Raw genomic sequence first — 23,700 nt, 5'->3', positions numbered from 1 at the left:
CATTTACTCACGTGATAGTCAGTCCGGGCATTTGACCTGGCTCAGAAAGGTCTGATACCGCTGTTGATTGTTTTCGGTCAGCGCTTTTACGGCTGACAGCACGGCAGAGTTATCATGAGTACTGTCCAGAAAGTGAGTGCGTAATTGTTCATCGGAAACCGACGTCGGTATGTCACACTTGTGGCGCAGGTCATCGGTAATCTTTTGCTGCCTTAGTGCAAAGGCCAGATTTTCATAAGCAGAGTTCGCAAGCGCAGGCGTTTGTGACAACAGCATCATTACGATCGCTATCAGATATTTCATTCTTAACTCCCGGCCCGTTTCGGCCATATTTAAAATCAGCTTAAGTAATTCACTTACTGCTTTGATCAGCGGCACATTGCGCAGGGTCAAACACCGTTTTCCACTCTTTCTTCATATCGACGATGACCCAACCCTTTTGCGGTGCGAGTTTGAGCCCGCTAATAAGTTTGCCACTGGCGGGCGGATGCGCGTCGTAGGCATATTCACGCGCAGCATCGGTGTGATGAACCAGTAGACCAAAGGATTTGTACGTCGGATTGGCGGAGGTGTATTGCAGCATCGGCACATCGCCGTCGCTGTTACCGAAGGCACCGACCGGACGCCGCCCCATGAACAGATGGATGGCGACCGGTTTCATCGCTTCGTCATCGTAAAACGCGCCGTTCATGGTTTTACGTAATTGCGTACCGTTGTCAGTCAGAGAGAACTCACTCAGCGAAAAGGAGCCGACCACCTGTTCGGGCGGGATGCCGTACATTTTTTCGGTCAGTACGCGCATAAAATCGATGCCGCCGCCGGACACAATCCAGGTTTTGAAACCGTTAGCGCGCAGGTAATCGAGCAGCTGGCGCATCGGCTGATAGCCCAGCTGATCATAACGACAGCCAAAACGTGCATGCCGGTGGCTATCGACCCAGTTACTGACGCGCTGGCTAAATTCTTCCGTCGTCATGCCGCTGTGCGTCAATGCCATCAGCTGCATCAGCCCCTTTTTACCCGCCTGCATCACAGATTTCATATCGTCGTTAATCACTGCCTGCACCAACGCATCACTTTTCCATTCCGGATGCTGTGGGGCGAGGCGTTTAATTTCATCAATAACGAATTGCAGCTGAAACGTCAGCGGCGCTTCCGGCCACAATGTGCCGTCATTATCAAACACCACATAACGCTGACTGACAGGAATGAAGTCTTTGCTATTCGCTGTGGTGGTTTCTTGCACCCACGTCTCAATAGCCTGTTTGGCGTGACCCTCATTCCAGCTACTGAGCGGATCGTCTGCCGCAAAAGCCGAACCAAGATGAGCAGTAATCAGCAATGCCAGCAGGGGTTTTAATTTCATCATCTTTTCCTTTTGGTCGGAATGAGGTCAGGCAGCGGGACGATCCGCCAGTATTCGCGCGTGCGATGAAGCAGCCGTTGCAGGCTATAGCTAAGAGTGCGTCGGAAAAAGAAGCCCAGAAGAAGCAGCGCCAGCACCATCGCCGATCCCGCCAACAACGGCTTCCAGTGCGTCGGGGCGCGAGCTTTCAGCGTCTTTTCACTGCCAGCTGGACGCGCTGCCGCAATGGTGTAATGCGCACCGGGTAATTCGGCCAGTTGCCACTGATGCTGGCGTGTATCCCACCAACGTAAACGCAAAGGCGGGATCACCAGTTCGCCGGACTGAGAAGGCAGATATCGCAGCCGTTCTTCACGCTGGGCGCCGACAATCTCATCCCGCCCTTGCGTCAGGTTGCTATTGATTGGCGGCAAACGTTGCGCACCGGAACCGGGAATGGCATACAGCAGCTGCGGGATTTGCACCGTTATCACATCAGTGGCGCGCAATGTCACCACACGCTCAATCACGTCACCAACATGTAACTGCTTATCTTCAGTTGCGCGGTAAAGTTGCCATTGCTGCGAGAGTTCCAGAGTGCTGGCGGGTAAAAAACGGTCCGGCTGACGTACATCGGCAGGCCAGTTAACCGATTTTTGCAGGGTCGGCAGCGACACCGTTTTTGGCGGCTGATTCGCCGAACGCATCACCACATCAGCGGCAGGAAAGCGAAGCGTGCCCTGATCCCACGCCATTACCTGACGTTCCATGCGGATGCCGCTCCAGCTGATACCGTCGCTAATGCGCGTAACCAGTTGGTTGGGCAGCGGCGTGTTAAGCAGGTTTCCGTTTTCAATCACCATTTCTGGCCATTGCGGCGGTGGATTAAACCAGCTGTCCGTCCAGAAGGTCACAGCAATGGTGATCGGCTGTCCCGGCACCAGTTGTTCCGGGGCAATCAACTCACGCGTCATGGTCATTTCGGCGCGCACCGGCAGGCTAAGTAGCAACAGCAGACAAAGAAGAAGTCGCTTCATGGTGCCTCCGCCGGCGCTGAGCGGTAGAGATTTTCCAGTAAACCGCCGGGCGAAAGGGTGAGATTGCTGTACCACTGTTCAGCTGAAGGCGCGGCGGCGGCGATAGGCTTCATATCCAGCTGGTTCACGCCCTGATCGGGTTTGAGATCGTGCTTGATGGCGTCAGGGTCTTCATCTTTTTGCTCATGCTGATCGGCCTGCCGGTCGCGTTCTTTCTGCCGCAACTGCATGATGATACGGGCAATCTTCGCCCGGTTCTCCTGAGCCATTGCCCATTCAGGCCGTAAACTCAGTGCCTGGTCGTAGCTGTTCAGCGCCTGCTGCCAGGATTTTTGCTGAGCGTAACAGTTGCCAATCCACAACAGACTTTCAGCCGTGGCGGGAACCTGACGAAAAGCCCCCAGCGCCTGGACGTAATCCTGCGCGTAATAGAAGGCGATGCCGCGTCGCAACGGATCCTGAAAACGCTGGGCGGCGGCATCATAGTTACCGTGATTGAAGGCGAATTGTCCCTGCACATCGGGGCGGACCCAGGCGTCCAGCAGTGCGGCTGAACTGCCGGGAGACCAGATAAATAACGGCAGCATCACGACAGCCAGACAGAGCAGCTGTTGCCGCCACAGCAGTAACAGCAGCAATATAGGAATGACCAGCAGATAGCCGCTGTTCTTCCACTGCAAATCCTGTCGGCTGTTCTGCTGCGCCGTCACGCTCTGCTGAATGTTACCGTTGATCGCGCGCAGATCATCATCTTCGGCAGAGACCAGCGTCACCGGAATGCCGCCATCGCGAATTTGCTCGAAGCGCGCGACGTTAAGTCGCGTATCAATACCCTGAGATGCCTGCGCTTCCGGCAATCTGCCGCCGTTGGCCGTGCCCGCCACCCAGATCTGCAGCGGCAGATTTTGCTGCCGCAGCCAGTCTGCGTCCTGCTGTGGGACACTATCAGCAACCAGTATTAGCGCACGTGGAGCGTCAGGCGTTGAAGGCAGATTTTTAAGCGCAAGGGCGACCGCCTGCCGCAGTCCTGACCCCTCGCCCTGTGGTACCAGCGTGGGCTGCTGTGCCGTCAGGAAGAGGTTATAAAAATCCGCATCATTGGTCAGTGGTGTGGTGAGCCAGGCATTTGCACTGTAAACCACTAAACCAAAGTGGCTGCCGGGCAGCTGCGCCATCAGCGCGGCAATTTTCTGCTGCATACGCTGATGACGGTCAGGCGGCACATCCTGCGCCATCATGCTGAGATCCTGCTGCATGATCACCATCACATTGTTTTCTGGCGTGAAGGCGGCAGGCAAGTCACGTTGCCAGCTCGGACCGGCTAACGCCAGAACACCTAAGGCAAACAGCCACGGCAGTACTTGTCGCGCCCGCACGCGCTGACCTTTGATCAACGCATCCGCAAACGGCTTTTCCATCACACGATGCCAGGCACTGCCTGAGCGCTGGGCCAAAAAATAGAGCAGCGGACAAAGCAGCAAACCCAGTAATCGCCAGGGATAAATGAAGTGGAAATCGCTCATGGGCGTCGCCTCATCATGGTGCTGCTAATGGCAAACAGCAGTAACACAAGTAACGCGAGGGCTAACGGCCAGATAAACAGCGGACGATGCCAGGATAAACCCAGCGTTTTCACCTGTTCCGGCGTCTGCGCATCAATTTGCTGCCAGACCTGCGCCAGCGCATCGCGGTTGGTTGCGGCGCGCCACGCGTTACCGCCGGTGATATGAGCAATGTTTTCCAGCAGCGCCGTATCGACTTTATCCTCACCGCTGCTGTTGACATCACCAAAGGCGATGGTGTGCACCATAACGTGATGCGAGGCGGCGAGCTGGGCGGCGAGCGTGGGTTGCAGTTGAGAGGCGGTGTCGTTGCCATCTGTCAGCAGAATCGCCATTTTCGAGGCATCGGCTTCAAGGCTGTGGTCCAGCAGTTTCACCGCCACACCCAGCGCATCGCCTATTGCCGTTTGCTGACCAATCATGCCCGGTGCGAGCTGGCTGATGCGCGACTGCAGCGCCTGCTTATCTTCGCTGATCGGCGCGAAAGGCCATGCCTGACTGGAAAAAATAACCAGACCGATACGATCATTTTTGCGCTGGCTGATAAAAGTGCGCACCGTTTGCTGAACCGCCTGTAAGCGCGACTGACCATTCTGACCGTCGTTTTTTTCCATTGAGCCGGAAACATCCAGAATCAGCACAATATTGCGCATAGGTTTTATCAGCGTTTTTGGCGGCATCAGGTATTCCGGCCGGGCAAGTGCAGCAATCATTAATATCCATACCGCCCAGAACAGCAGCCGATATTGCCAGCTGGCTTGCGGTGCGGGCGCAGAGAGTTGAAGGGCTTCAGCCAGTTCCGGTAAAAAAGGGACCCGAACCTGTTCAGTAACCGGCTGCTTTGCAGGAAGCAGATAATGAGTCAACAACGGTAAAAAAAGCAGCACGCCCGCCCACGGCCAGGCAAAATCGATGCGCGAAATAAACTCAGACATGAGGCAGCGTCTCCAGCCAGTGGCGTAACTGTTGGGAAATACGCTGATTGATACTGCTTTCCAGCTGATTGTCCGGCTGACAATAGCGACGACACATTAGCGTGCGCAATTCTTCGTCCAGCGATGTTTGCGCCAGAAGCTGTTCCGGTGATTGCCACTGACTGACCTGGGCGCGCGGGTGTTGCACCAGAAGCACCCGCTTAACCAGTGCAATCCAGCCATCTACCTGCTGTTGCCCGAGCTGCTTTCTCGCTTCGCGGCGCCAGCGATTGCGACGAAAGCGAGCGAGCCCTATTAGCATGGCAATCAACATCGCCAGCAACAGCATCACGCCGAGCACCATCCAGCCTGCCGGTAACGGGAACCATGAGGCGGCGCCAGGCAAAGCGGGATGAGCCAGTTCCGGCGTGCTAAATCCTTTTGCCAGCATGCACGTCCTCCTGTTGTAGCTGCGGCAGAACCGCCTCACCGGTAACCACGGTTTTAACCGTGACACCCAGGCGCTGTAACCGGCGCTGCTGCAGCGACAGACGCTCAGTAACGCTTTGCTGAACCCGATCTCTGAGCTGTGAGGTGAGATTGAGTGTGGTGCTGACATCCTGGTAATAAGCCGCCAGCTGGCCGCGTGGCGGCAGGCGGCGATGAAGATCATCCAGCGTGACGTAGGCGGTAATTTCGCAGCGGCGGCGCAGATGAGCTAACACCGCATCACAGCGCGCATCAAGGTCGTGAAAATCACTGATAATCCCCAACCAGCTGCCGGAAGGCAGCAGGCGGACGATACGTTGCAGCGCGTCTGACAGGGAGACGGTTTGGCGAGGGTGTTGCGCATAATGCGCGGGAAGCTGAGCATTGATGCGCTGAATGTCAGTGAGGATCGGCATCAGGTTGCGTTTTGGCGCGCGACAGGGATGCAGGGCCAGTTCATCATCGCCCAATATCGCGCAGCCTAATCGATCACCATCATGCCAGCTTCGCCATGCCAGCAATCCTGCAATGTTTGCGGCGGCCACCGATTTCATCTGCCGCCGGGTACCGAAGTACATCTCCAGTCGCTGATCCACGAGGAGAAATACCGGGCGTTCCCGTTCCTCATTGTAGAGACGGATCCACGGTGTACGCAGGCGGGCGGTAGCTTTCCAGTCAATCAACCTGACGTCATCGCCCGGCTGATAGCGACGTAGGCTGTCGAAATTCAGCCCACGTCCCTGCTGGCGGGATACGCGTTCACCGGTTAACGCGCCGGGTGGGATTTGGCCCGGCGGATTATCGAGTCGCTGAGCGTCACCTGCCAGCGCCATCAGATCGGCCATTTCCAGCGTCAGCGGCTGCGGCATCATGCCACCACTGCATTAAGAAGCATGGCGATTGCCTGATCGGGTGTGCAGTTGTCGGCGTTGGCCTGATAGCTCAGCAGCAGGCGATGGCGCAGCACGGCCGGTGCGATGCGTTGAATATCTTCGGGCAACACAGCATCACGACCATCCAGCCACGCGCAGGCGCGACCGCAACGGTCCAGAGCCAGCGTGCCGCGCGGGCTGATGCCCAGGCTGATATAACTCGCAAAGGCATCGCTGACCTGATCGGGATGACGCGTCATCTCCACCAGATTAACGATGTACTGTTCTACCGTTGGCGCCACATATACTGTGGCAATTTCACGCCAGCAATCGGCGATGTTTAGTTGGCTGATCAGCAAGTCAGTTTCTGGTGTAGGAGCTTCATGCTGCGCTGCCTGGTATTTTGCCTGCTGCTCAGCACGCACCAGCTGCATCACCAACTGCTCATTCTCTTTCGATGGGTAATCAACAATCACCTTCATCAGAAAACGGTCGAGCTGGGCTTCGGGTAACGGCCAGGTGCCTTCCTGATCGACCGGGTTTTGTGTCGCCAGCACCATAAATATCCCCGGCAGCGGCCAGGTTTTGCCCGCAACGGTCACGTGACGCTCTTCCATCGCCTCCAGCAGCGCCGACTGCACGCGGGCTGAGGCGCGGTTGATTTCATCGGCGAGGATAATGTTGCCGAATACCGGCCCGGGACGAAAACGAAACTGATCCTCTTCGCGTGTGGCATTTTGCTGATAGATTTCGCTGCCGGTAATGTCGGAAGGCAGCAGGTCAGGCGTGAACTGAATGCGGCGGAATTCGCCTTCGATGTGACGCGCTAGTTCCCGCACCGCACGGGTTTTCGCCAGACCCGGTAAGCCTTCCAGCAGCACATGTCCGTCACACAACAAGGCGACGATCAGCATCCGCACCAGCTCCTGCTGACCAATCACCTGCTGATTCATACTGGCTTCCAGCGCCAGCAGCTTTTCACGATTATTCATTAGGCTGGTTCCACCGTCTGACGCTCCAGCAGCGTGGCGATGCCTACCAGCATCGGCTGCGCATAATTAAAGAACGCTTTAATGCCGGGGCAGAGATAATTCATGCCCAGCTCGCCTTCTTCGCTCCTGACGATGCGGTTTTTCGGGCATTCGCCATAACAGAGTTTCAGGTAAGGACAGCGTTTGCAGGCAGCGGGCAGCGTATCGCGCTTACCTAAACCAAAGGCTTTTTGCCGCTCGGAAAAGGCCATGTGAGCCAGTTTGGTGCTCTGCACATTGCCTAACTTATATTCGGGATAGACATAGTGATCGCAGGAGAAGATGTCGCCGTTTTTCTCAATTGCCAGGCCTTTGCCGCAGAACTCGGAGGTGATGCATATCTGCGCCGGCATACCCATGGTCTGCGCCACCGCCGTTTCAAACAGGTTAACCTGCACGCGGCCTAAATCGTTGTTCACCCACTCTTCGAACACCGCAATTAAGAAGCGTCCCCAATCATCCGGATCGACAGACCAGTCGGTGACGATGGAGTCGAGGTCGCCGGGGCGCGCGCGGCGGGAACCGGTTACCGGAATGGTGTCGTCGTGCCAGAACTGCGGTGCCGTTTGCTTGAAATCAACCGGCTCAACGCAGGGGTTGAACTGGATATAAGTGGCACCCAATTCACGCGTCAGAAAACGATAAACCTCAAGCGGGAAGCGCGCGTTGGTGCGGTTGACGGTAACCAGAGCGTTAAAGGGAACATGATGACGCTTCAACGCGGCAACGCCCGCCATCACTTTTTCAAACGTGGGTTTACCGCTGCGCGTCACGCGGTAGCGATCGTGCAATTCCGCCGGGCCATCAATCGAAATGCCGACCAGGAAATTGTGCTGACGCAAAAAGCGCGCCCAGTTGTCATTCAGCAGAATGCCGTTGGTCTGCAGATCGTTTTCAATGCGCTGACCCGGTTTCTGATATTTCTTCTGCAGTACCACGATTTTTTCGAAGTACTCCAGCCCCATCAGCGTCGGTTCGCCGCCTTGCCAGGAGAAAACCACCTGCTCACCATCCTGGCTGTCTATATATTGTCGGATGAAGGTCTCCAGCACCTCATCGCTCATACCGCTGTGTCTGTCCTGTTCCAGAAGTTGTTCTTTATGCAGGTAAAAGCAGTAGTTGCAGTCGATATTGCAACGCGACCCGGTCGGCTTTGCCATGACGTGAAATCGGCGGGTGTAAGCCGGCCCCTTGCCGCTGAATTTTTCCGCCGTAGGCAGCGGTTTAACCGGCAACGTTGTGCTGTATTTCATGAACGCCTCCTGAGTACCGGGTGATTGTAGTTCACCCGGTGTTGTGGTCAGAGCATCAGTTGGTGGCCGGACTGCCTTGCTCGATAAGTTTCGACACATCAGAGACGGTAAATGACCCCGGTTTCTGACGCGGCGGGAACTCTTTGAAGCTTTGCAACATTTCAGTGGCATATTTCTGCGCACCGCCGAGCAGGAACAGGCGATCATAGAACCAGTGGTTGTAATCCATGCCATCAGTGCCTTTTTCCAGCGGATCGATTTTCAGATCGAAAATCAGAGGGACGCGCAGCTTAACGAACGGATATTTCCACACATCCATGCCTGAATGTTCCTGGATCATGAAGTGGGCTTTCCAGCGCCCGTACCGCATCGCCAGCAGATCACCGTCATCACTCCAGTAGAAGAATTCTTTGCGAGGATCCTCCTGCGTTTTACCGGTGATGAAATCAAGCTGGTTATAACCATCCAGATGCACTTTGTAGGTCATAGCACTGGTTTTATAACCCTTGAGTAACTGCTGTTTGATGTCGGGTACGCCCGCTGCAGCAACCAGTGTTGGGAACCAGTCATTACTGCCGAAGATGTCGTTGATTAAGGTGCCAGGTTTAATATGCCCCGGCCATTTGACCATTGCCGGCACGCGGAATCCGCCCTCCCAGCCGGTGTTTTTCTCACCACGGAACGGCGTGATACCGGCATCAGGCCAGGTGGCCGTCATCGGGCCGTTATCAGTGGTGTAAACAACAATGGTATTATCTTCAATGCCGAGGTCTTTGATTTTCTTCAGCACTTCACCGACGATTTTGTCGTGCTCTACCATGCCGTCAGCATAGTCACCCAGTCCGGTTACGCCTTTATCAGCCGGTTTTAAATGGGTTTTGTTATGCATACGCGTGGTGTTGTACCAGGTGAAGAACGGCTTGTTGGCTTTGACCTGTCGCTCCATAAAGTCGTTATTTGCCGCCAGGGTCTCTTCATCAACGGTTTCCATACGCTTGATATTTAACGGGCCGGTATCCTCAATTTTCCCGTCCGCGCTGGACTTAATGACGCCACGCGGGCCGAACTGTTTTTTGTATTCAGGATCTTGCGGGTAATCCGGGTTCTCCGGTTCCTCTTCGGCATTCAGGTGATAGAGGTTGCCTATAAATTCGTCGAAGCCATGCGCGGTAGGCAGAAACTCATTGCGGTCGCCAAGATGGTTTTTACCAAACTGGCCGGTGGCATAACCGAGTTGCTTGAGGATATTGGCAATGGTGGGATCTTCTTTCTGCAGTCCCTGCGGTGCGCCGGGCATGCCAACTTTACTCATCCCGGTACGGAACGGCATCTGCCCGGTAATGAAGGATGAGCGACCGGCGGTAGAGCTTTGTTCCGCATAGTAAGAAGTGAACTTGGCACCTTCGGCCGCAATGCTGTCAATATTGGGCGTTTGATAGCCCAGCATTCCCTGATTGTAGGTACTGACGTTCCAGTACCCGATGTCATCACCGAATATCACTACAATGTTGGGCTTCTGATTGTTCTGCTCCGGCGCCGTCGTAGTATTGCTGGCCGGGGCTGCATAAGCGCTGGTCGCACAGCAGGCAACAGACAACATTGAGGCAAGCAGCGATTTGCAAAATGGCACTTTTGACATTTCTGTGCTCCAGATAAGTGGACTCTCGTAGGAAGGGCATATATATCGCCCGCCCGGTAAAATCGTTCGACAGTAAGTTATGTGATGCGCCTCCTTAGTTGGTCGGGTCAGAAAGTCCGGCTGTAGTTGATGCCAAAGAAATAGAGAGCAGGATTGTCATAGCGTCCTTTGACCAGCGGCGATGCGACCTGTGACGAGTCAATGTGCGCGTATTCGAAGGCGGCGCCGATGCTGCTGTCAGGATCGAGTTGGTAACGCGCACCGACGCCCCAGCGCCAGGTATCGCCAGACGGCATCGTCAGAGAGGTATCCTGCTGGTTGCGGTAGAAGCTGCTGTCAAAGGCAACGCCGGTGTTTAACGTCCAGTCAGCAGAGAGTTTGAACTGGGTGCCGAGTGCGAGGTGCCAGGTATCACGCAGACGCCCGTTGTCACCCACCTGATTGCCCGCCACGGTAATTTCGCTGTTGCTGTAATCGCTCCAGTCCTGCCATCCCGCATCCCCCATAACAGCCCAGCGATCGTTCAACTGATGGAAAACGCTAAGCATGATTTGTTGGGGTGTATTGACGGTGGCTGCGATAGGCAACGTCCAGGAAGGAGAATTATTCAGCTGGTCAAGACGGATCGTGTTGTTAACGTTGAAGTGATAATTGGTCCGGCTGGCATAGGTTAATCCGGCACGCGTTTGTGGGGTAAACTGCCATAACGCACCTATTTTTCCGTTGAGCGCCCAGTCATGATCGGATAGCTCATCGCCTCGGGCGCGCTTGATTTTCAGCAGGCCATAGTTGATCCCGACACCCGCACCCAGCGACAAGGCATCATTGATTTGCCACGCCAGCGCGGGCATCAGCGTTACGGCCAGCAGCGTACTGTCTTTAATCAGGTTGTCACCAGCCCAGTCGCCGAAATGTAGGCCGAGTCCGTAGTTGCCATAAAATCCTACTCCGGCACTGACGGTTGGGCTGATCCGTTGCGAGTAGAAAGCGCTGCCACCGGGAAACCAGCCAATGACATTCCCAGGGCTGTTACCACTCAGTTGTGCATCGTCGTCCAGTCGGTATGGCGCGTCGCCATATAAAGCCTGCGCACCCACAGTGAGTATTTTATCTGGCAACAGGGTCATGCCAGCAGGATTGGTAAAGAGCGTTGAGGCATCCTGCGCACGCGCCGCCTGACCTGCACCGGCCAGACCTACATCATCCGTACCAATTTCATAAAGATAAAGTCCACTTGCGCATGCTGATGAGATGTTAAATAGAATAGCCAGAGGTATTATTTTGCGCATGAAACTTTCTCTTCAAAGTTATTGAGAACAGTCAGTTAAATGAGACAGTATGTCGATGAAAGTCATCGTGAAACGCAAGGAATAACTCCGTGGTTTCATTAGCTTGAATCAAATATTCACTGGCAGCAAAATAAATAAGTGGCAATAAAGCAGTTCAGGGGTTTATAGATTTCAACGTAACCCGAGGATAAAAATAGTTTTATTTACATTTTGATACTTAAGTTAGCCTGTTTTTGTTTTTCAGCAACATAAAAGTGAGAATTTAGTGCATCGCCCCTCCATTTTTTGAACTAAGTCAGACTTTTCATTACAGGAACGGACTTGAGTGATAAGTTAATGTAAATCAATAGTTTAAATGATTTGTTGTGGATTGATGTGGAGAGGGGGAAATTGTTAAAATTCTTATGATTCAAAGTAATAAAACATTATTGGTTTATGCTGATCTTTTCGGATTATCGCCATTAATAAATATTTAGTTTTATCAGGTGGAATGTGGTTAATGTAATGAAATTCTTTATGAATAAATTGACTCTGTATCTATGTATGATGAGTTGGCCTGGCTAGTGCATTAATCCCATCATTAACACCAACAATGTGAGCAGGAAAAAAACTTTAACGGTTTGCATTATTCTTAATACCTGCTAACGATATGTAATTGCCCTGTTTTAAGTTGATCATGATTGGCTTTTGTTGCAACAAAGATCTCCAGAGAAAAGGCAAAGCACTAAAATTAAAAATCACTGCTAAAGAATGCTCTGTACCTGCTGATGTTATGAACGATGTATCACAGAAAACTGACGAATAGGGTGGGGAATTCTTATCATTACTTTAGAAATAAAACTCCCAGTCTGCTTGTGTGTTATCACATTCACCTTCCCTTGTGTAGTTCAGGCCGATACAGTCTGGCTTATCAACGGAGATCGACTCAGTGGAACAGTTCAATCACTACATGATGGGGTACTTGAGTTAAAAACTAATTACGCCGGTCTTATGAAGATTAACTGGACATCAGTGAGTACCATGGAAAGTGAATCCCAGATATCCATTGGTAACAATAAAACCAAAGAAAAGTATCCTGCTTCTTTTTCTCCTTACAATGCTGGATATGTTGTGATTAAACACGGAGATAAAAAGGAAATAGTGTCTATCAGGCGCTTAGATGAGTTTATGAAAGCAGAGGTAAGAACTGATGAGTGGGACTGGTCTGGGAACATTGATGCTGACGTAAACCTTAAAAATGCTTCTAGCAGAACAGATGACTATACCTTTTCGATGAATACCAAATTTAAAAAAGAAAAGTGGAGACACGATGTCTCTGCAACTTACAATCGGGAGGTCGAAGATGAGAGTGTTAACACGGATAATTACAGTTTTCGCTATGCCTTCGACTACATGTTTGAAGAGAAATATTTCTGGCAGTCACGGTTGAGTTATAAACGTGACTGGGTAGAAGACTTGTCCAGGCAATTTCTGATTGGTACCGGCCCCGGATATCAGTTGTGGGATGATGATACAGGTGCTTTTTCTGTTTCATTTCTGGCTGGAGCTTTCAGCTATGGCTACAGTGACGACGAGCAGGATAGTCATTTGGGAGCAACCCTGCATTGGGACTACCAGCGGTTCTTAATCGATAAAACTATTACTCTGTACAGCAATGGTGAACTTGGACATTCTCTGGATAATGAAGGAGTAATATCAGTGGATGCAGAACTTGGTGTGAGGTATGCGCTGACTACTTGGTCAACTTTCCATGTTGGTTATCACAGGAATATTGTCAGGGGGACACGAGATACACTGGATGAGCGTGTATTTTCAACGGGTTTAGGTATGACCTGGAAATGAACATGGTGTATAAATCCCTGCGTACATATGCACTGCCAGCCATAACGACTGGCAGTGACCAAATTATTTATAGACGGTAGCTGTCCCCTGAACTTTTCCTTCAACCCTTGCAGAGGTAATCACGTAATATTTACCACCTTTCTCATCTGCCAGCTTTGATAATTCGTCTTTAGCATCTTTTGGATCGGTGAACGTGCCCGAAGTTGAAACTGTTGCAACCTCGGTGTAGTTTTTGGCTTCTTCTTTACTAATTTCCTGAGCCGCAAACACGCTGGTCGTTACGAAAGTTGCACCAGCCAGAATAATTGCCTTCATCATCACATTTTTCATATTACGCTCCGAATTGTTAAATTTAACAATGTTGCAACATAATCATAGTGTAAATACACCATGATTATTATGAGAGAACACCTTAATTGCCTGATAAGTATTTATTAACTTAAAAAAATATCAATAAAACTTTTTCTTAATTGCAGCAATCATCTGAAATTATTCAAAAAAATAAAATTATTGTGAGCTGATTGGCGCTAGGTTTCATTTTTTTTGACTTAAGCTTGAATGTGTTCTAGCAGGGTGTTCAGGTCCATTCATTATTAACAGACTTAGCTAAAATCATGAAGAATTTTCCTGAGTTCATCCTGGGAGTGGAACCTTTACCTGCGGATGAATTCAATAATTTATTTATTCAATTTTCATTCTTTGTACTAATGTTGATTGTAAGTTTTTTATTATGAATTGGTACAATCTGTAACGGCGGTATATGTTCTAAAAAACAAAAGGTTAAAACATATAGGGCGGCGGCGTATATGAACTTTGTTTACAGGCTTATCTGGAGTGCATCACGACGTATTTTTGTTCCCGTGTCCGAAATCACAAAAAGTCATCATGGCTCGGGCCTAAAAGAACGCCGCTCACGAGGGCTGCCGGGACTGTTAATTCTGATTATTTCATTAGGATCCGCGCAGGCGGAAGACATCCAATGGATTGACGCCTACCCGAGTTATAGTTTTCCAGATAATCAGGGCATTAATTATGACTCCCTATTAAGCACTGGCTCGGCTTTCACCATCGACAGTGCGCCACTAACCAATCATTTTGCTCCGGGTACAACACTCAATATTCTGGGTCCTCTTCCAAACTTTGCTGCGGGTAGCAATGGGACTTCAACCACTGTCAGTGTTTTCGACGCCCTGGCGGGTGGAGGGGGAACGAATGCAGGCAGGATCACGTCTATTACGGCGACCGATTCCCAGGGCAACATCACGCCAATTACAGCCGAAAATATCAATCAGTTCACGTATTCTCCTTCGCCTGCTAATCCCCAGCAAAATCAGGAACTGAATGTCGAAATACCAGGCCTTGAGGGCAGCTATCAGGTCATTAATATCTATGATTCAACCACCTTTGTATCTGCAGGTGACACGCCGGTAAGCGAGCTGATGCTGTCGGTTTATAATCCCGACTCGTTCCGCATTTATAACAATTTTGGCATTGTTTCAGTTGCTTCTTCCGGAGGTACAGCAAATATCAATGTCGGGGATGATACGACGGGTATGACACCTGTTTCGGCGCCGACAAACACACTCGACTTGCTGGCTAAAAACAGCGTTCTCGCCAAGGCGGATGGAACGGGCACCGCACAGAGCCAGGTGAACTGGTTATCGGATAATCTTATCTATTTCCGCCCGGCAGCTGTCATTTCAAACGACAGCCAGAGTATCTCAGCACAGAGTGCGCAATATGATTACACGCTGACAATTCCAAATTATGTGCAGGTCGGGCAACGCGTGCTTCAGGCGGGTTCAAGAACGTTTAATATTACGTCTTCAGCTGATATCGCTGAGGTCAATGATTATCTGACCGGACAAAACGCCTATGCAGGAAAGCCACAAGTCCAGTACTGGCTAACCGCCGGGGCAACGGTGAATGGCGAAGTCATTGACTCCGCTCCTGAAGCTCAGTCGGTCTACAACGCCATCATCACGGGTCTGCTGGATCAGCAGCAGCAAACCTCAATCAACCTGACTTATCACGTCTGGGATGATCAGGCTTCTCACACGAATAATGCTACGTTGCCTGTGGGTGATTTGAATGTCATTTACGCGACTGGAAACAATGCTGCTGGCTCAGTACACAGTAGCGGCATACTAGCTGTAGATGGTGCAAGTGCAGTGATGCGCGGCGATGCGGGCGCGCTACTCACCAATGATGGAACAATTAATCACTGGCGAAGTGACAGTGCCAGCCCTACATCCATCGGGATGCAGGTGACCAACGCAACAGCGATTAACAATGGCACCCTCAATGCCGGATTGTTTTTAGAAAAAAATGGTACCAACCAGGATGTCAGCAACGCCGGCAGTATCGCGATGCAGGGCCTGGAGCAAAGCGCGCTTACCAACAACGGCCATATCAATATTGCGATTACCGATAGCACAACCGCTAACGCCCGCGGCATGTCGGTATCAGGTACCAGCAGTGCTACCAACACCAGCGATGGGACTATAGTCCTCACAGGTAACAGCCGAAACAGCGCAGGGCGTGCTGCAGGCTATGGCATCTATGCCGAGCAAGGTGCCAGTGTGCTCAATCTAGGGGCAATCTATCTGGGTTATGTGCCGGCCACTGACGCCACCGTGCCTGCGTCTGTCCCTTTAACTGGCGGCAGTGCGCTGACCGCCGGTATCTATTCCACCAGCAGTGGCAACATTCTTAACGATGGAAATATTTTCATCGGGGATAGCACGCGTAATGCCGTTGGGATTTTCACCAACTCCGCTACGGGATCGCTGATAAATAATGGTTCCATCAACGTACTGGGCAGGCTGGTTAATGGATCGGCGGCAAGTAACTATGGCCTGTATGTGGTCGATAACCAGGGAAGCGTCACTAACAACGGTAATATTTTCGTTGATGGCGACAACAACGTGGCCATTTACCTGCAGGCGCAAAATGCAGCGGCGAATGTCACCTCGTCGGCAAGCAGTAGCATCACCGTGGGGAGCGCCGGCGACACCGGGGGTAGCGACGGAAATGTGTATACCTACCGAAACTATGCCGTCTATGCCGAAGGACTCAACAATCAGCCTGCTCAGGTCGATCTTCAGGCTACGATTCGTTTGTTGTCAGCCGGTGCAATTGGGGTGCACGCACGCGGCGATGCGCAAATTAATATCGGTAATGCGGCATCGCTGACATTCGAAAACGACCATCAAATCGGATATTACGCCTGGGGTGATCTGGCAAAAATTAACATCAGCAACGCCAATATCAATGACAACGGGCAGGCTAATTCCGTGCTGTTTGCTGTTGACAACGGTGCCGTGTTCAATGGCGATAATGGCAGCGGTAGCGGGTATCAGCTCACCATTAGTGGCGACAGCTCTATCGGTGTAATTGCTAATGGCGTAGATGATGGCGGTACAGCGGATGAGTCTGACGATATTGCCAGTTCTCTCATCACCGGGCCCGCCACCATTCATGTAAACGGTGACAATGCGGTTGGTGTGCTGGTTTCGGGCGGCGCCGAGGGCACTATAAGCGATGGCGGTATCGTGCTTGACCACGATAATACGACCGCTGTCCGTATTGATGGCAGAAATTACAATATCGATGGCACGCTGGACAGCGATCAACGATTTACTAACGTCACCTCCACCGCCTCAACCACCAGCTCGTCCAGTCAAAGTGGTATTACGGGCTACGACATCTCCCATGCGGGTAATCTGGTTTTGAATGGTGTGAGCGGAATCAATTTAAATGGCAGTAGCGGGAAAGGCGTGTGGCTGCACGATGGCGGCAGTGCCACGGTTAATGCTCCTGTCAGCGTTCTGGGAAATGACAACATCGGCGTTGACATTCAGAACAGTGGCACACTGACCAACAACAGTGCCATTAGCGTGGGTGGTGCTGCGAACAGTGGGAATGTCGGAATTCGGGTACAGGGCGCAGGCGCTGTTGTGGATCGGTTAGGCAGCGTAAGCGCCAATGGTGGACTGGCGGCCGTACAACTCACTGGCAGTGGGGCCGCTTTGACCGTGAACGGCAATGCGAATCAGATTACCGCATCTGGCGGCGCAGATGGCGTCCGCATGGACAACGGTGCCAGTAGCTTCACGGCCAGTAATACCACGATTGATATCGCTGACAGCGGTGCGGGCATTAATAACAACGCGAATACCGCCAACATTAACCTCAACAATGTGACGATTAATGCTTCTAATGGACCGGCAATCCGTACCGCCGTGACCTTTAATGCCCAGGGCAACGGTAATGTTCTAAACGTCATTGGCAATGGTCAGGGATTTGCTTTCGAGGACAGTAATGGTAATGCCACCACGGGTAATCTCACGATTAGCAATGGTTACACCATTAATGGTAGTGGTGCAGACAGTATCGGCATTCTGGGGAATACTGATGGTAGCGTGAGCTCAGGGGCTAACATCACCATGGGTAGTAGTGCTGGTGCGGCGATTGCCGCGACGAACGCCAGCAGCGTCAGTAACAGCGGGCGGATCGAAACCAGCAGTAATACAGGCAGCACTGTGCTGGCGGAAAATGCCAGTGAGTTCAGCAACAGTGGCACTATAAACAGCACGGGCAGCGCGAATACCAACCCAATCATTCTCATCAATGGCAGCTCCGCGAACCGCACGGTTACCAACACGGGCAGCATCAGCTCAGCCAGCAGTAACGCAACGGTCATTGATGCCTCAGGCAGCGGCAACACCACGCTCATCAACAGCGGAATACTTCTCGCTGCGAGCAGCAATGGTCAGGCGATCCTTACCGGTAGCGGTGCAGATAATGTCACGCTCAATGGCGGAAATACACAGGGTGAAATCACCCTTGGCAGCGGCAGCGATCAGTTTAACTGGAACAGCGGAACGTTTGCAGGGGCGATTAATTTTAGCGGAGGTGACGGCGGCGACAGCGCCACCCTTGGTAACGTCTCTCTTGCAACGACCCGCCACATTCTTAGCGAGGGTGGCAACGACAGTGCGTTGTCATTTAACGGCACCTCTGCTGCAACTGTCGGCTCATTTACAGCCGATGACCTTGGTAAAGGAACCAATATTGGCAGTGGCTGGAATAGCCTGGCACTCAACGCGGCAGATGTCCGGATACTCGACGATCTCGTATTATCAGGCACACCTGAAATTAACGTTAATAATGGCTCCATTCTGCGAAGTGGCAACAACCTCAACACATCAGGCACATCTTCTTTACGCAACTTCGATGTGGCGACATCAGGAAGCGGCAGTCAGCTGATTTTTGACGGCAGCGAAGATCAGCAATACAGCGGCATTATCAGCGGCGACGGTGGTATGACCCGCACGGGTGGAGGTAGCACGGTGTTGCTGGGCAATAACAGTTACACCGGCACAACGCTGATTGACGGTAGCGAGGTGTCTCTGGGGGACGGTGGCATCGTGGGTGGGCTGTCAACCAGCACCAACATTATTGATAACGGATTGCTGACGATTAACCGCAGCGATGCGGTGACGCTTAATGGTCTGATTTCGGGGAGTGGTGATTTTCAACAGCTCGGTTCGGGACTTACGCGACTCGGCGGCAATAACAGCTGGGCTGGAACCACGACAGTCAATTTTGGCACGTTACTGATTAACGGCGATCAGACTGCTGCGACCGGCGTGACCAATGTTGCTGCTTTCTCTGCGTTAGGGGGAAACGGAACGATCGGCGGGGATGTCATCTTTGCTAATGATACCGTCCTGACCCCCGGCGATAACGGCACGGGTACATTGACTATCAATGGCAATCTCGATCTGAACGCCACGACAAATAGCCAGTTCTCATTGGGGGAAGCGTATACACCAGGCGGCAGCCTGAACGACTTCGTTAATGTGAAAGGCAATTTAGTGCTGGATGGCTTGCTGGATGTGGCGCTCACGCCTGGCGGAAGCTTCCTGCCTGGTGTCTATCGTCTGTTTAACTACGCTGGCTCGTTGGTCAATAACACACTGGAAATTAATAGCCTCCCCCCTAACGACGGCGGCACGTATGCGATTCAGACCAATATCGCAAACCAGGTTAACCTCGTACTGAATTTTGTTGACCCAGCCAGTGAACTGCAGTTCTGGGATGGCGAAGATGCAGCAAATCATGGTGATGGGACAACCGGCGATGGCCAGGTAGAAGGAGGGGACGGCGTCTGGAAAGCCAATATCGCCGGCGACACCAACAACTGGACGCAGCCCAACGGCGTGGGCAATGCACCCTGGTCCCAAACCGCCTTCGCGATTTTTCAGGGCACAGGCGGTCAGGTTCAAATCAGCAATATTAATGGTCGCGTAGTCAATTCAGGCATGCAGTTCACCGCCGATAATTACGTACTCAACCAGCTTAATCCCGCGTCAGCTCTCAACTATATCAGCACCGTAACCGAGTCTTTTCCCGACAGCTTACCCGTTCCGGCTAACAGCTATGAGGCGCAGGGCGAATCTGTCGCCGACACTTACTATGTGATTCGAGTGGGCGATGGCACGAGCGGTGGGAACATTACCACCACCATTGATGCCAGTTTGCGTCAGGATGCGCTGGACACCAATCGCATACGTTTGCTGAAAACCGATGCGGGCAGATTGATCCTTAACGGCATCAATGATTTCTCGGCCGGGATTGAGGTATGGGGGGGAGCATTACAGGTTTCAAATAATGCCAGTCTGGGTGCACCCGCGACCACATTAACGTTGAAAAATGCAGGAGTACTGCAAGCCGGCGCTGACTTTTCGCTGAACCGGAATGTCTTCCTTGATACCACCGGTGGCGGCACATTAGATACTTACGGGCATACGCTGACGGTGGAATCTGTTGTTGGTGGAGACGGAGATTTAGCCGTTGTTGACACTTCCGCCGGGTCGACAACCGGCAATCTGGCATTGAATCAGGCCAATACGTATCAAGGCAACACCGTTATCCGTGGCAAAGCAGGTATCGGACAGTTGCTGGTTGATGCCAATGTGACTGGCGCGTTAGGCAGAGAGAACAGCACCATCAATGTCGCCGATCAGGCACAGCTCAATTTCAACAACGCATCGCTGGCCGAGTCACATCTTTTCAACCTCACCAGTGGCGGTCGTATGCAACTGGCTGATAGCAGCAGCGGCGGCAAAGCCACCATCAACACGGATGCCACCTCATTCCTGCTGCTGAGCAACAGTGCCAATGCGGGTAATGCCCTAATCAACAACAGTGGCCAGACAGCCATTGCCGATGCCGCTCAGGCACAGAATGCTACCATCACTAACGCCAGTGGTGGCGTGGTCGATATCAGCGCAGTCAATGGACAAACCAGCGTTGGTTCTCTATCTGGTGCCGGTAATGTTGCATTGGGCTCGGCCACATTGCTTGAAGGTAATCTGGGGCGCAACGACACCATCAGTGGCGTCATTAGTGGCAATGGCGGCAGTCTGGTCAAGACCGGTGCCGGTGCTCTGACGCTGACAGGCAACAACACTTACACCGGCACAACGCAGGTATCGCAAGGCGCGCTGCTTATCAATGGCGTTCAATCGCCAGCCACCGGGCAAACCACGGTAAATAACGGCGCAACCCTTGGTGGCAATGGCATTATCGGCGGCAGCGTAACCGTAGAAAACGGTGGCAGGCTGGCGGCAGGGGCTGGAATTGGCAACGTCGGGACCTTAACCATGGGGGCGTTGACCCTCAATGAAGGGACTCAACTGGATTACCAGTTTGGTGAGGCCTACACCACTGGCGGAACCTACAACGATTTAATCAATGTTAATGGCAATCTCGATCTTAATGGCCAGCTCAATATCACCCAAAGTAGTGGTGGTACTTTTGATGTCGGTGTGTACCGTGTTCTGAATTACAGCGGGACGCTAACCAACAACCAGCTGGTGATCGGAACTGCACCACAGTCTGCTGATGATCTGTATGTGCAGACATCTATCGCGGGTCAGGTCAACCTGGTCAACCACACCGGGGCAGAACTTCGTTTCTGGGATGGTACCGGCGGCAGTGCGGGCGAGATGAAAGACAACGGCATGATTGAAGGCGGCGATGGCGTCTGGCAAAACGGCAGCGGAAACGACAACTGGACCACTGACACAACGTCGCCCGCAGGCCGTTACAACTCACCTTACAGTAATGCTTCTTTCGCAGTGTTTGGCGGTGAAGCCGGGAACGTCACTATCGACAACTCTCTGGGTGCTGTGGGCATAACAGGCGCACAGTTTACGACAGACGGTTACAACCTGGACGGGGAGCCCTTAACTCTTGCGGCAAGCGACACACAGATTAGGGTCGGTGACGGCACATCGTCTGGCGTGGACTATCTCGCCACGATAAATGCCTCGCTGGTCGGCAACGGTGCGCTGCACAAAACCGATCTCGGCACGTTACAGCTTAACGGCAATAACAGTTACAGCGGTGGCACCGTGATCAGCGCCGGAACCATACAGGTTTCTGCGAACACCAATTTAGGCGCCAGTGAAGGTGGCATCACTCTGGCTGATGGCACACTGCGTTACACCCAGGGCTTCAGCAGCGACCGGCGCGTTACTCTTATTGATGGTGGTGGCACGATTGATACCCAGGCATTCAATGCCAGCCTGACCAATATCATCGCGGGTGAGGGTGAGTTAACCAAGCGCGGAAGCGGCGCGCTGATCTTGTCGGGTGATAACGTTTTCCTGGGAACCACCCATATCCGTGAAGGGATTTTGCAACTGGGTAATGGCGGCGGCAGCGGCAATCTGGCGGGCAATATCGATAACCAGGGCACGTTGGTGCTGAATCGCAGTGATACCTTCACGCTGTCAGGTGACATTTCTGGTACAGGTCAGGTGTGGCAGCAGGGATCGGGCGTGGCCCGACTAGCGGGCACTAACAACTGGAGCGGCCTGACAGTTGTTGAGCAGGGAACGCTGCAGGGCGCGGCTGAAAATACCTTCAGCGCCGTATCGACCCATATGGTGAGCCAGAGTGCCACCCTGGATACGGGCGGATACAACCAACGTGTCGCCAGCCTGCTTAATCAGGGCACTGTTAATTTGCGGGGTGGAGATGTGGGATCAACGCTCACCGTCACCGGCAATTACGTGGGCAGTGACGGCACGCTTAAAATCGCGGCACAGCAACACAGCCCGGGAATCGCAGACAGGCTTGTCATTGATGGCGGGACGGCAAGCGGACGCACACTGTTAGATATCGATGTCAGCCAGTTAGGCGAACCTACAGAAGGTGACGGCATCATGGTGGTGGAGGCCCTGAATGGTGGTACCACCACCGCCCAGACTACCAAAGATGCCTTTAGTATTGGTGCTGATGTTCTGTTGTCAGGTGCTTACCAATACCAGCTGTTTGCGGGTAATGCTGAGGGTGCAGGAGAGGACTGGTTCCTGCGTGCGGGTTATCGGCCAGACGTCCCCGGCTTCGATACGCTGGGGGCCATCATCCGACAGGCTGATTTAGCGGTACTAGGCACGCTGCATCAGCGCGTGGGAGATGAGCAACCCTGGCGTGCAGATGTTGCTGAGGATCAGCAGAGTCGATTCTGGATGCGATATCTGGTTAAGTCCGTTGAACAGCAAATCAACGATCCATTGCAAAGCCGCACTTCATCCAATTACAACGGTATGCAGGTCGGAGGAGACCTGTATCAGGATGCACAATGGCGAGCCGGTATATATGGCACGTTCCTCGATAACGACACGTCAATTTCTGGCAGAAATGGCGACATAGACAACCTGGCTTATAATTCGACCTTCTCAACCTATATCGGTGGATACGCCACCTGGACCGATGAAAGCGGTCTCTATGTTGATAACGTGCTGCAGTATGGCTACCACGCTGTAGATCTCAAAAACGGACGTAATCGGGAGACGGTGCATCCGGACGGTAGCTCTTTCGCGGCGTCAGTGGAAATCGGCAGACCGTGGCAACTGGGTAACAGCAGCTGGAAGATAGAACCGCAAGCCCAGCTGATTTACCAGTATAGTGATTTTGATAGTGTCACTCTTGATGGTGCATCTCAAACACGCGTGGATGTTAATCCGGATGGATCACTGATAAGTCGAATCGGCGCACGACTAACGTCTGACTATGATACCGAATATGGTCAGGTTAAACCCTATGCGCGCATTAATTACTGGACGATGCTCAGCAATGGAGACGATAAGGTTAAATTTGCCAACACAGCAAATAATGCGGGGACTACTACCATTACTGCTAATCAACAGTACAGCATGACGGAAGCCGCTTTGGGTGCGACCTGGGCTGTAAGTCAAAAAGTTCAGGCGTATTCTGAAATAGGCAGAGCCTGGAACAGCGGCGGCGACACGCATGTTGAGGCAAATATTTCAGCAACTGTTGGGGTGAAAATGCGCTTTTAATCTTCAACATTTAATCAGTGAATGTCTAACAACCCCTGTCGAGGT

At 52.4% G+C, this 23,700-nt stretch carries 14 protein-coding genes; 2 read left to right on the top strand and 12 right to left on the bottom strand.

Annotated elements, in window-relative coordinates; all coding sequences use genetic code 11:
• Positions 1-18 precede the first annotated feature (18 nt).
• The 11 genes from VIJ98_RS22835 to VIJ98_RS22785 all read right to left on the bottom strand — a co-directional run bounded on the left by VIJ98_RS22835 (position 19) and on the right by VIJ98_RS22785 (position 11,431).
• Complete coding sequence (locus tag VIJ98_RS22835) at positions 19-393, bottom strand: YicS family protein (RefSeq protein WP_154157601.1); 375 nt, start codon at positions 391-393, stop codon at positions 19-21.
• Complete coding sequence (locus VIJ98_RS22830; protein ID WP_323271588.1) at positions 353-1,366, bottom strand: HAD family hydrolase; 1,014 nt, start codon at positions 1,364-1,366, stop codon at positions 353-355. The genes VIJ98_RS22835 and VIJ98_RS22830 overlap by 41 nt, the downstream gene beginning before the upstream one ends.
• Positions 1,366-2,382 carry an oxygen tolerance domain protein gene (locus tag VIJ98_RS22825; RefSeq protein ID WP_323271587.1) on the bottom strand — a complete coding sequence of 339 codons (1,017 nt, stop codon included), beginning with the start codon at positions 2,380-2,382 and terminating at the stop codon, positions 1,366-1,368. Before VIJ98_RS22825 ends, VIJ98_RS22830 begins: the two co-directional genes overlap by 1 nt.
• Complete coding sequence (locus VIJ98_RS22820) at positions 2,379-3,905, bottom strand: VWA domain-containing protein (protein ID WP_323271586.1); 1,527 nt, start codon at positions 3,903-3,905, stop codon at positions 2,379-2,381. Before VIJ98_RS22820 ends, VIJ98_RS22825 begins: the two co-directional genes overlap by 4 nt.
• Positions 3,902-4,879: a VWA domain-containing protein gene (locus VIJ98_RS22815; protein WP_154157609.1), complete on the bottom strand. Its 978-nt coding sequence runs from the start codon at positions 4,877-4,879 to the stop codon at positions 3,902-3,904. The genes VIJ98_RS22820 and VIJ98_RS22815 overlap by 4 nt, the downstream gene beginning before the upstream one ends.
• The gene (locus VIJ98_RS22810; RefSeq protein WP_154157611.1) at positions 4,872-5,309 is read right to left on the bottom strand and encodes a DUF4381 family protein; all 438 of its coding nucleotides are present in this window, start codon (positions 5,307-5,309) and stop codon (positions 4,872-4,874) included. The genes VIJ98_RS22815 and VIJ98_RS22810 overlap by 8 nt, the downstream gene beginning before the upstream one ends.
• The gene (locus tag VIJ98_RS22805; protein ID WP_323271808.1) at positions 5,290-6,216 is read right to left on the bottom strand and encodes a DUF58 domain-containing protein; all 927 of its coding nucleotides are present in this window, start codon (positions 6,214-6,216) and stop codon (positions 5,290-5,292) included. Before VIJ98_RS22805 ends, VIJ98_RS22810 begins: the two co-directional genes overlap by 20 nt.
• Entirely contained in the window at positions 6,216-7,211 is a 996-nt protein-coding gene (locus VIJ98_RS22800; protein ID WP_154157613.1) for a MoxR family ATPase, read from the bottom strand. The genes VIJ98_RS22805 and VIJ98_RS22800 overlap by 1 nt, the downstream gene beginning before the upstream one ends.
• Complete coding sequence (locus tag VIJ98_RS22795; RefSeq protein WP_154157615.1) at positions 7,211-8,503, bottom strand: anaerobic sulfatase maturase; 1,293 nt, start codon at positions 8,501-8,503, stop codon at positions 7,211-7,213. Before VIJ98_RS22795 ends, VIJ98_RS22800 begins: the two co-directional genes overlap by 1 nt.
• Positions 8,504-8,558: 55 nt before the next feature.
• Positions 8,559-10,142 carry an arylsulfatase gene (locus VIJ98_RS22790; RefSeq protein WP_154157617.1) on the bottom strand — a complete coding sequence of 528 codons (1,584 nt, stop codon included), beginning with the start codon at positions 10,140-10,142 and terminating at the stop codon, positions 8,559-8,561.
• A 107-nt stretch (positions 10,143-10,249) separates the two neighbouring features.
• Positions 10,250-11,431: an OmpP1/FadL family transporter gene (locus tag VIJ98_RS22785; RefSeq protein ID WP_154157618.1), complete on the bottom strand. Its 1,182-nt coding sequence runs from the start codon at positions 11,429-11,431 to the stop codon at positions 10,250-10,252.
• A 1,020-nt stretch (positions 11,432-12,451) separates the two neighbouring features.
• Here VIJ98_RS22785 and VIJ98_RS22780 point away from each other — a divergent pair.
• Positions 12,452-13,273, top strand: coding sequence for a DUF481 domain-containing protein (locus VIJ98_RS22780; protein ID WP_323271585.1), 822 nt, complete (start codon positions 12,452-12,454; stop codon positions 13,271-13,273).
• 63 nt (positions 13,274-13,336) lie between these two features.
• Here VIJ98_RS22780 and VIJ98_RS22775 read toward each other — a convergent pair whose 3' ends face one another.
• Positions 13,337-13,603 (bottom strand): YdgH/BhsA/McbA-like domain containing protein, encoded by a 267-nt coding sequence (locus tag VIJ98_RS22775; protein WP_407330316.1) that lies wholly within the window; start codon positions 13,601-13,603, stop codon positions 13,337-13,339.
• Positions 13,604-14,079: 476 nt separating this feature from the next.
• Between VIJ98_RS22775 and VIJ98_RS22770 the strand changes: the two genes are divergently transcribed.
• The gene (locus VIJ98_RS22770; RefSeq protein ID WP_154157648.1) at positions 14,080-23,655 is read left to right on the top strand and encodes an autotransporter-associated beta strand repeat-containing protein; all 9,576 of its coding nucleotides are present in this window, start codon (positions 14,080-14,082) and stop codon (positions 23,653-23,655) included.
• Positions 23,656-23,700: the final 45 nt, after the last annotated feature.

The organism is Pantoea sp. S18, assembly GCF_045689705.1.
In the GTDB taxonomy this organism is placed as follows: Bacteria; Pseudomonadota; Gammaproteobacteria; order Enterobacterales; family Enterobacteriaceae; genus Pantoea; species Pantoea symbiotica.
Note: the sequence above shows the minus strand (reverse complement) of the source record. Positions and strands in the feature narration are given on the sequence as shown.

Coding starts and splice junctions, on each gene's coding strand:
- VIJ98_RS22795 (WP_154157615.1), bottom strand. CDS start 8,503: ATGAAATACAGCACAACGTTGCCGGTTAAACCGCTGCCTACGGCGGAA.
- VIJ98_RS22820 (WP_323271586.1), bottom strand. CDS start 3,905: ATGAGCGATTTCCACTTCATTTATCCCTGGCGATTACTGGGTTTGCTG.
- VIJ98_RS22815 (WP_154157609.1), bottom strand. CDS start 4,879: ATGTCTGAGTTTATTTCGCGCATCGATTTTGCCTGGCCGTGGGCGGGC.
- VIJ98_RS22805 (WP_323271808.1), bottom strand. CDS start 6,216: ATGCCGCAGCCGCTGACGCTGGAAATGGCCGATCTGATGGCGCTGGCA.
- VIJ98_RS22785 (WP_154157618.1), bottom strand. CDS start 11,431: ATGCGCAAAATAATACCTCTGGCTATTCTATTTAACATCTCATCAGCA.
- VIJ98_RS22800 (WP_154157613.1), bottom strand. CDS start 7,211: ATGAATAATCGTGAAAAGCTGCTGGCGCTGGAAGCCAGTATGAATCAG.
- VIJ98_RS22780 (WP_323271585.1), top strand. CDS start 12,452: ATGGAAAGTGAATCCCAGATATCCATTGGTAACAATAAAACCAAAGAA.
- VIJ98_RS22825 (WP_323271587.1), bottom strand. CDS start 2,382: ATGAAGCGACTTCTTCTTTGTCTGCTGTTGCTACTTAGCCTGCCGGTG.
- VIJ98_RS22810 (WP_154157611.1), bottom strand. CDS start 5,309: ATGCTGGCAAAAGGATTTAGCACGCCGGAACTGGCTCATCCCGCTTTG.
- VIJ98_RS22830 (WP_323271588.1), bottom strand. CDS start 1,366: ATGAAATTAAAACCCCTGCTGGCATTGCTGATTACTGCTCATCTTGGT.
- VIJ98_RS22775 (WP_407330316.1), bottom strand. CDS start 13,603: ATGAAAAATGTGATGATGAAGGCAATTATTCTGGCTGGTGCAACTTTC.
- VIJ98_RS22790 (WP_154157617.1), bottom strand. CDS start 10,142: ATGTCAAAAGTGCCATTTTGCAAATCGCTGCTTGCCTCAATGTTGTCT.
- VIJ98_RS22770 (WP_154157648.1), top strand. CDS start 14,080: ATGAACTTTGTTTACAGGCTTATCTGGAGTGCATCACGACGTATTTTT.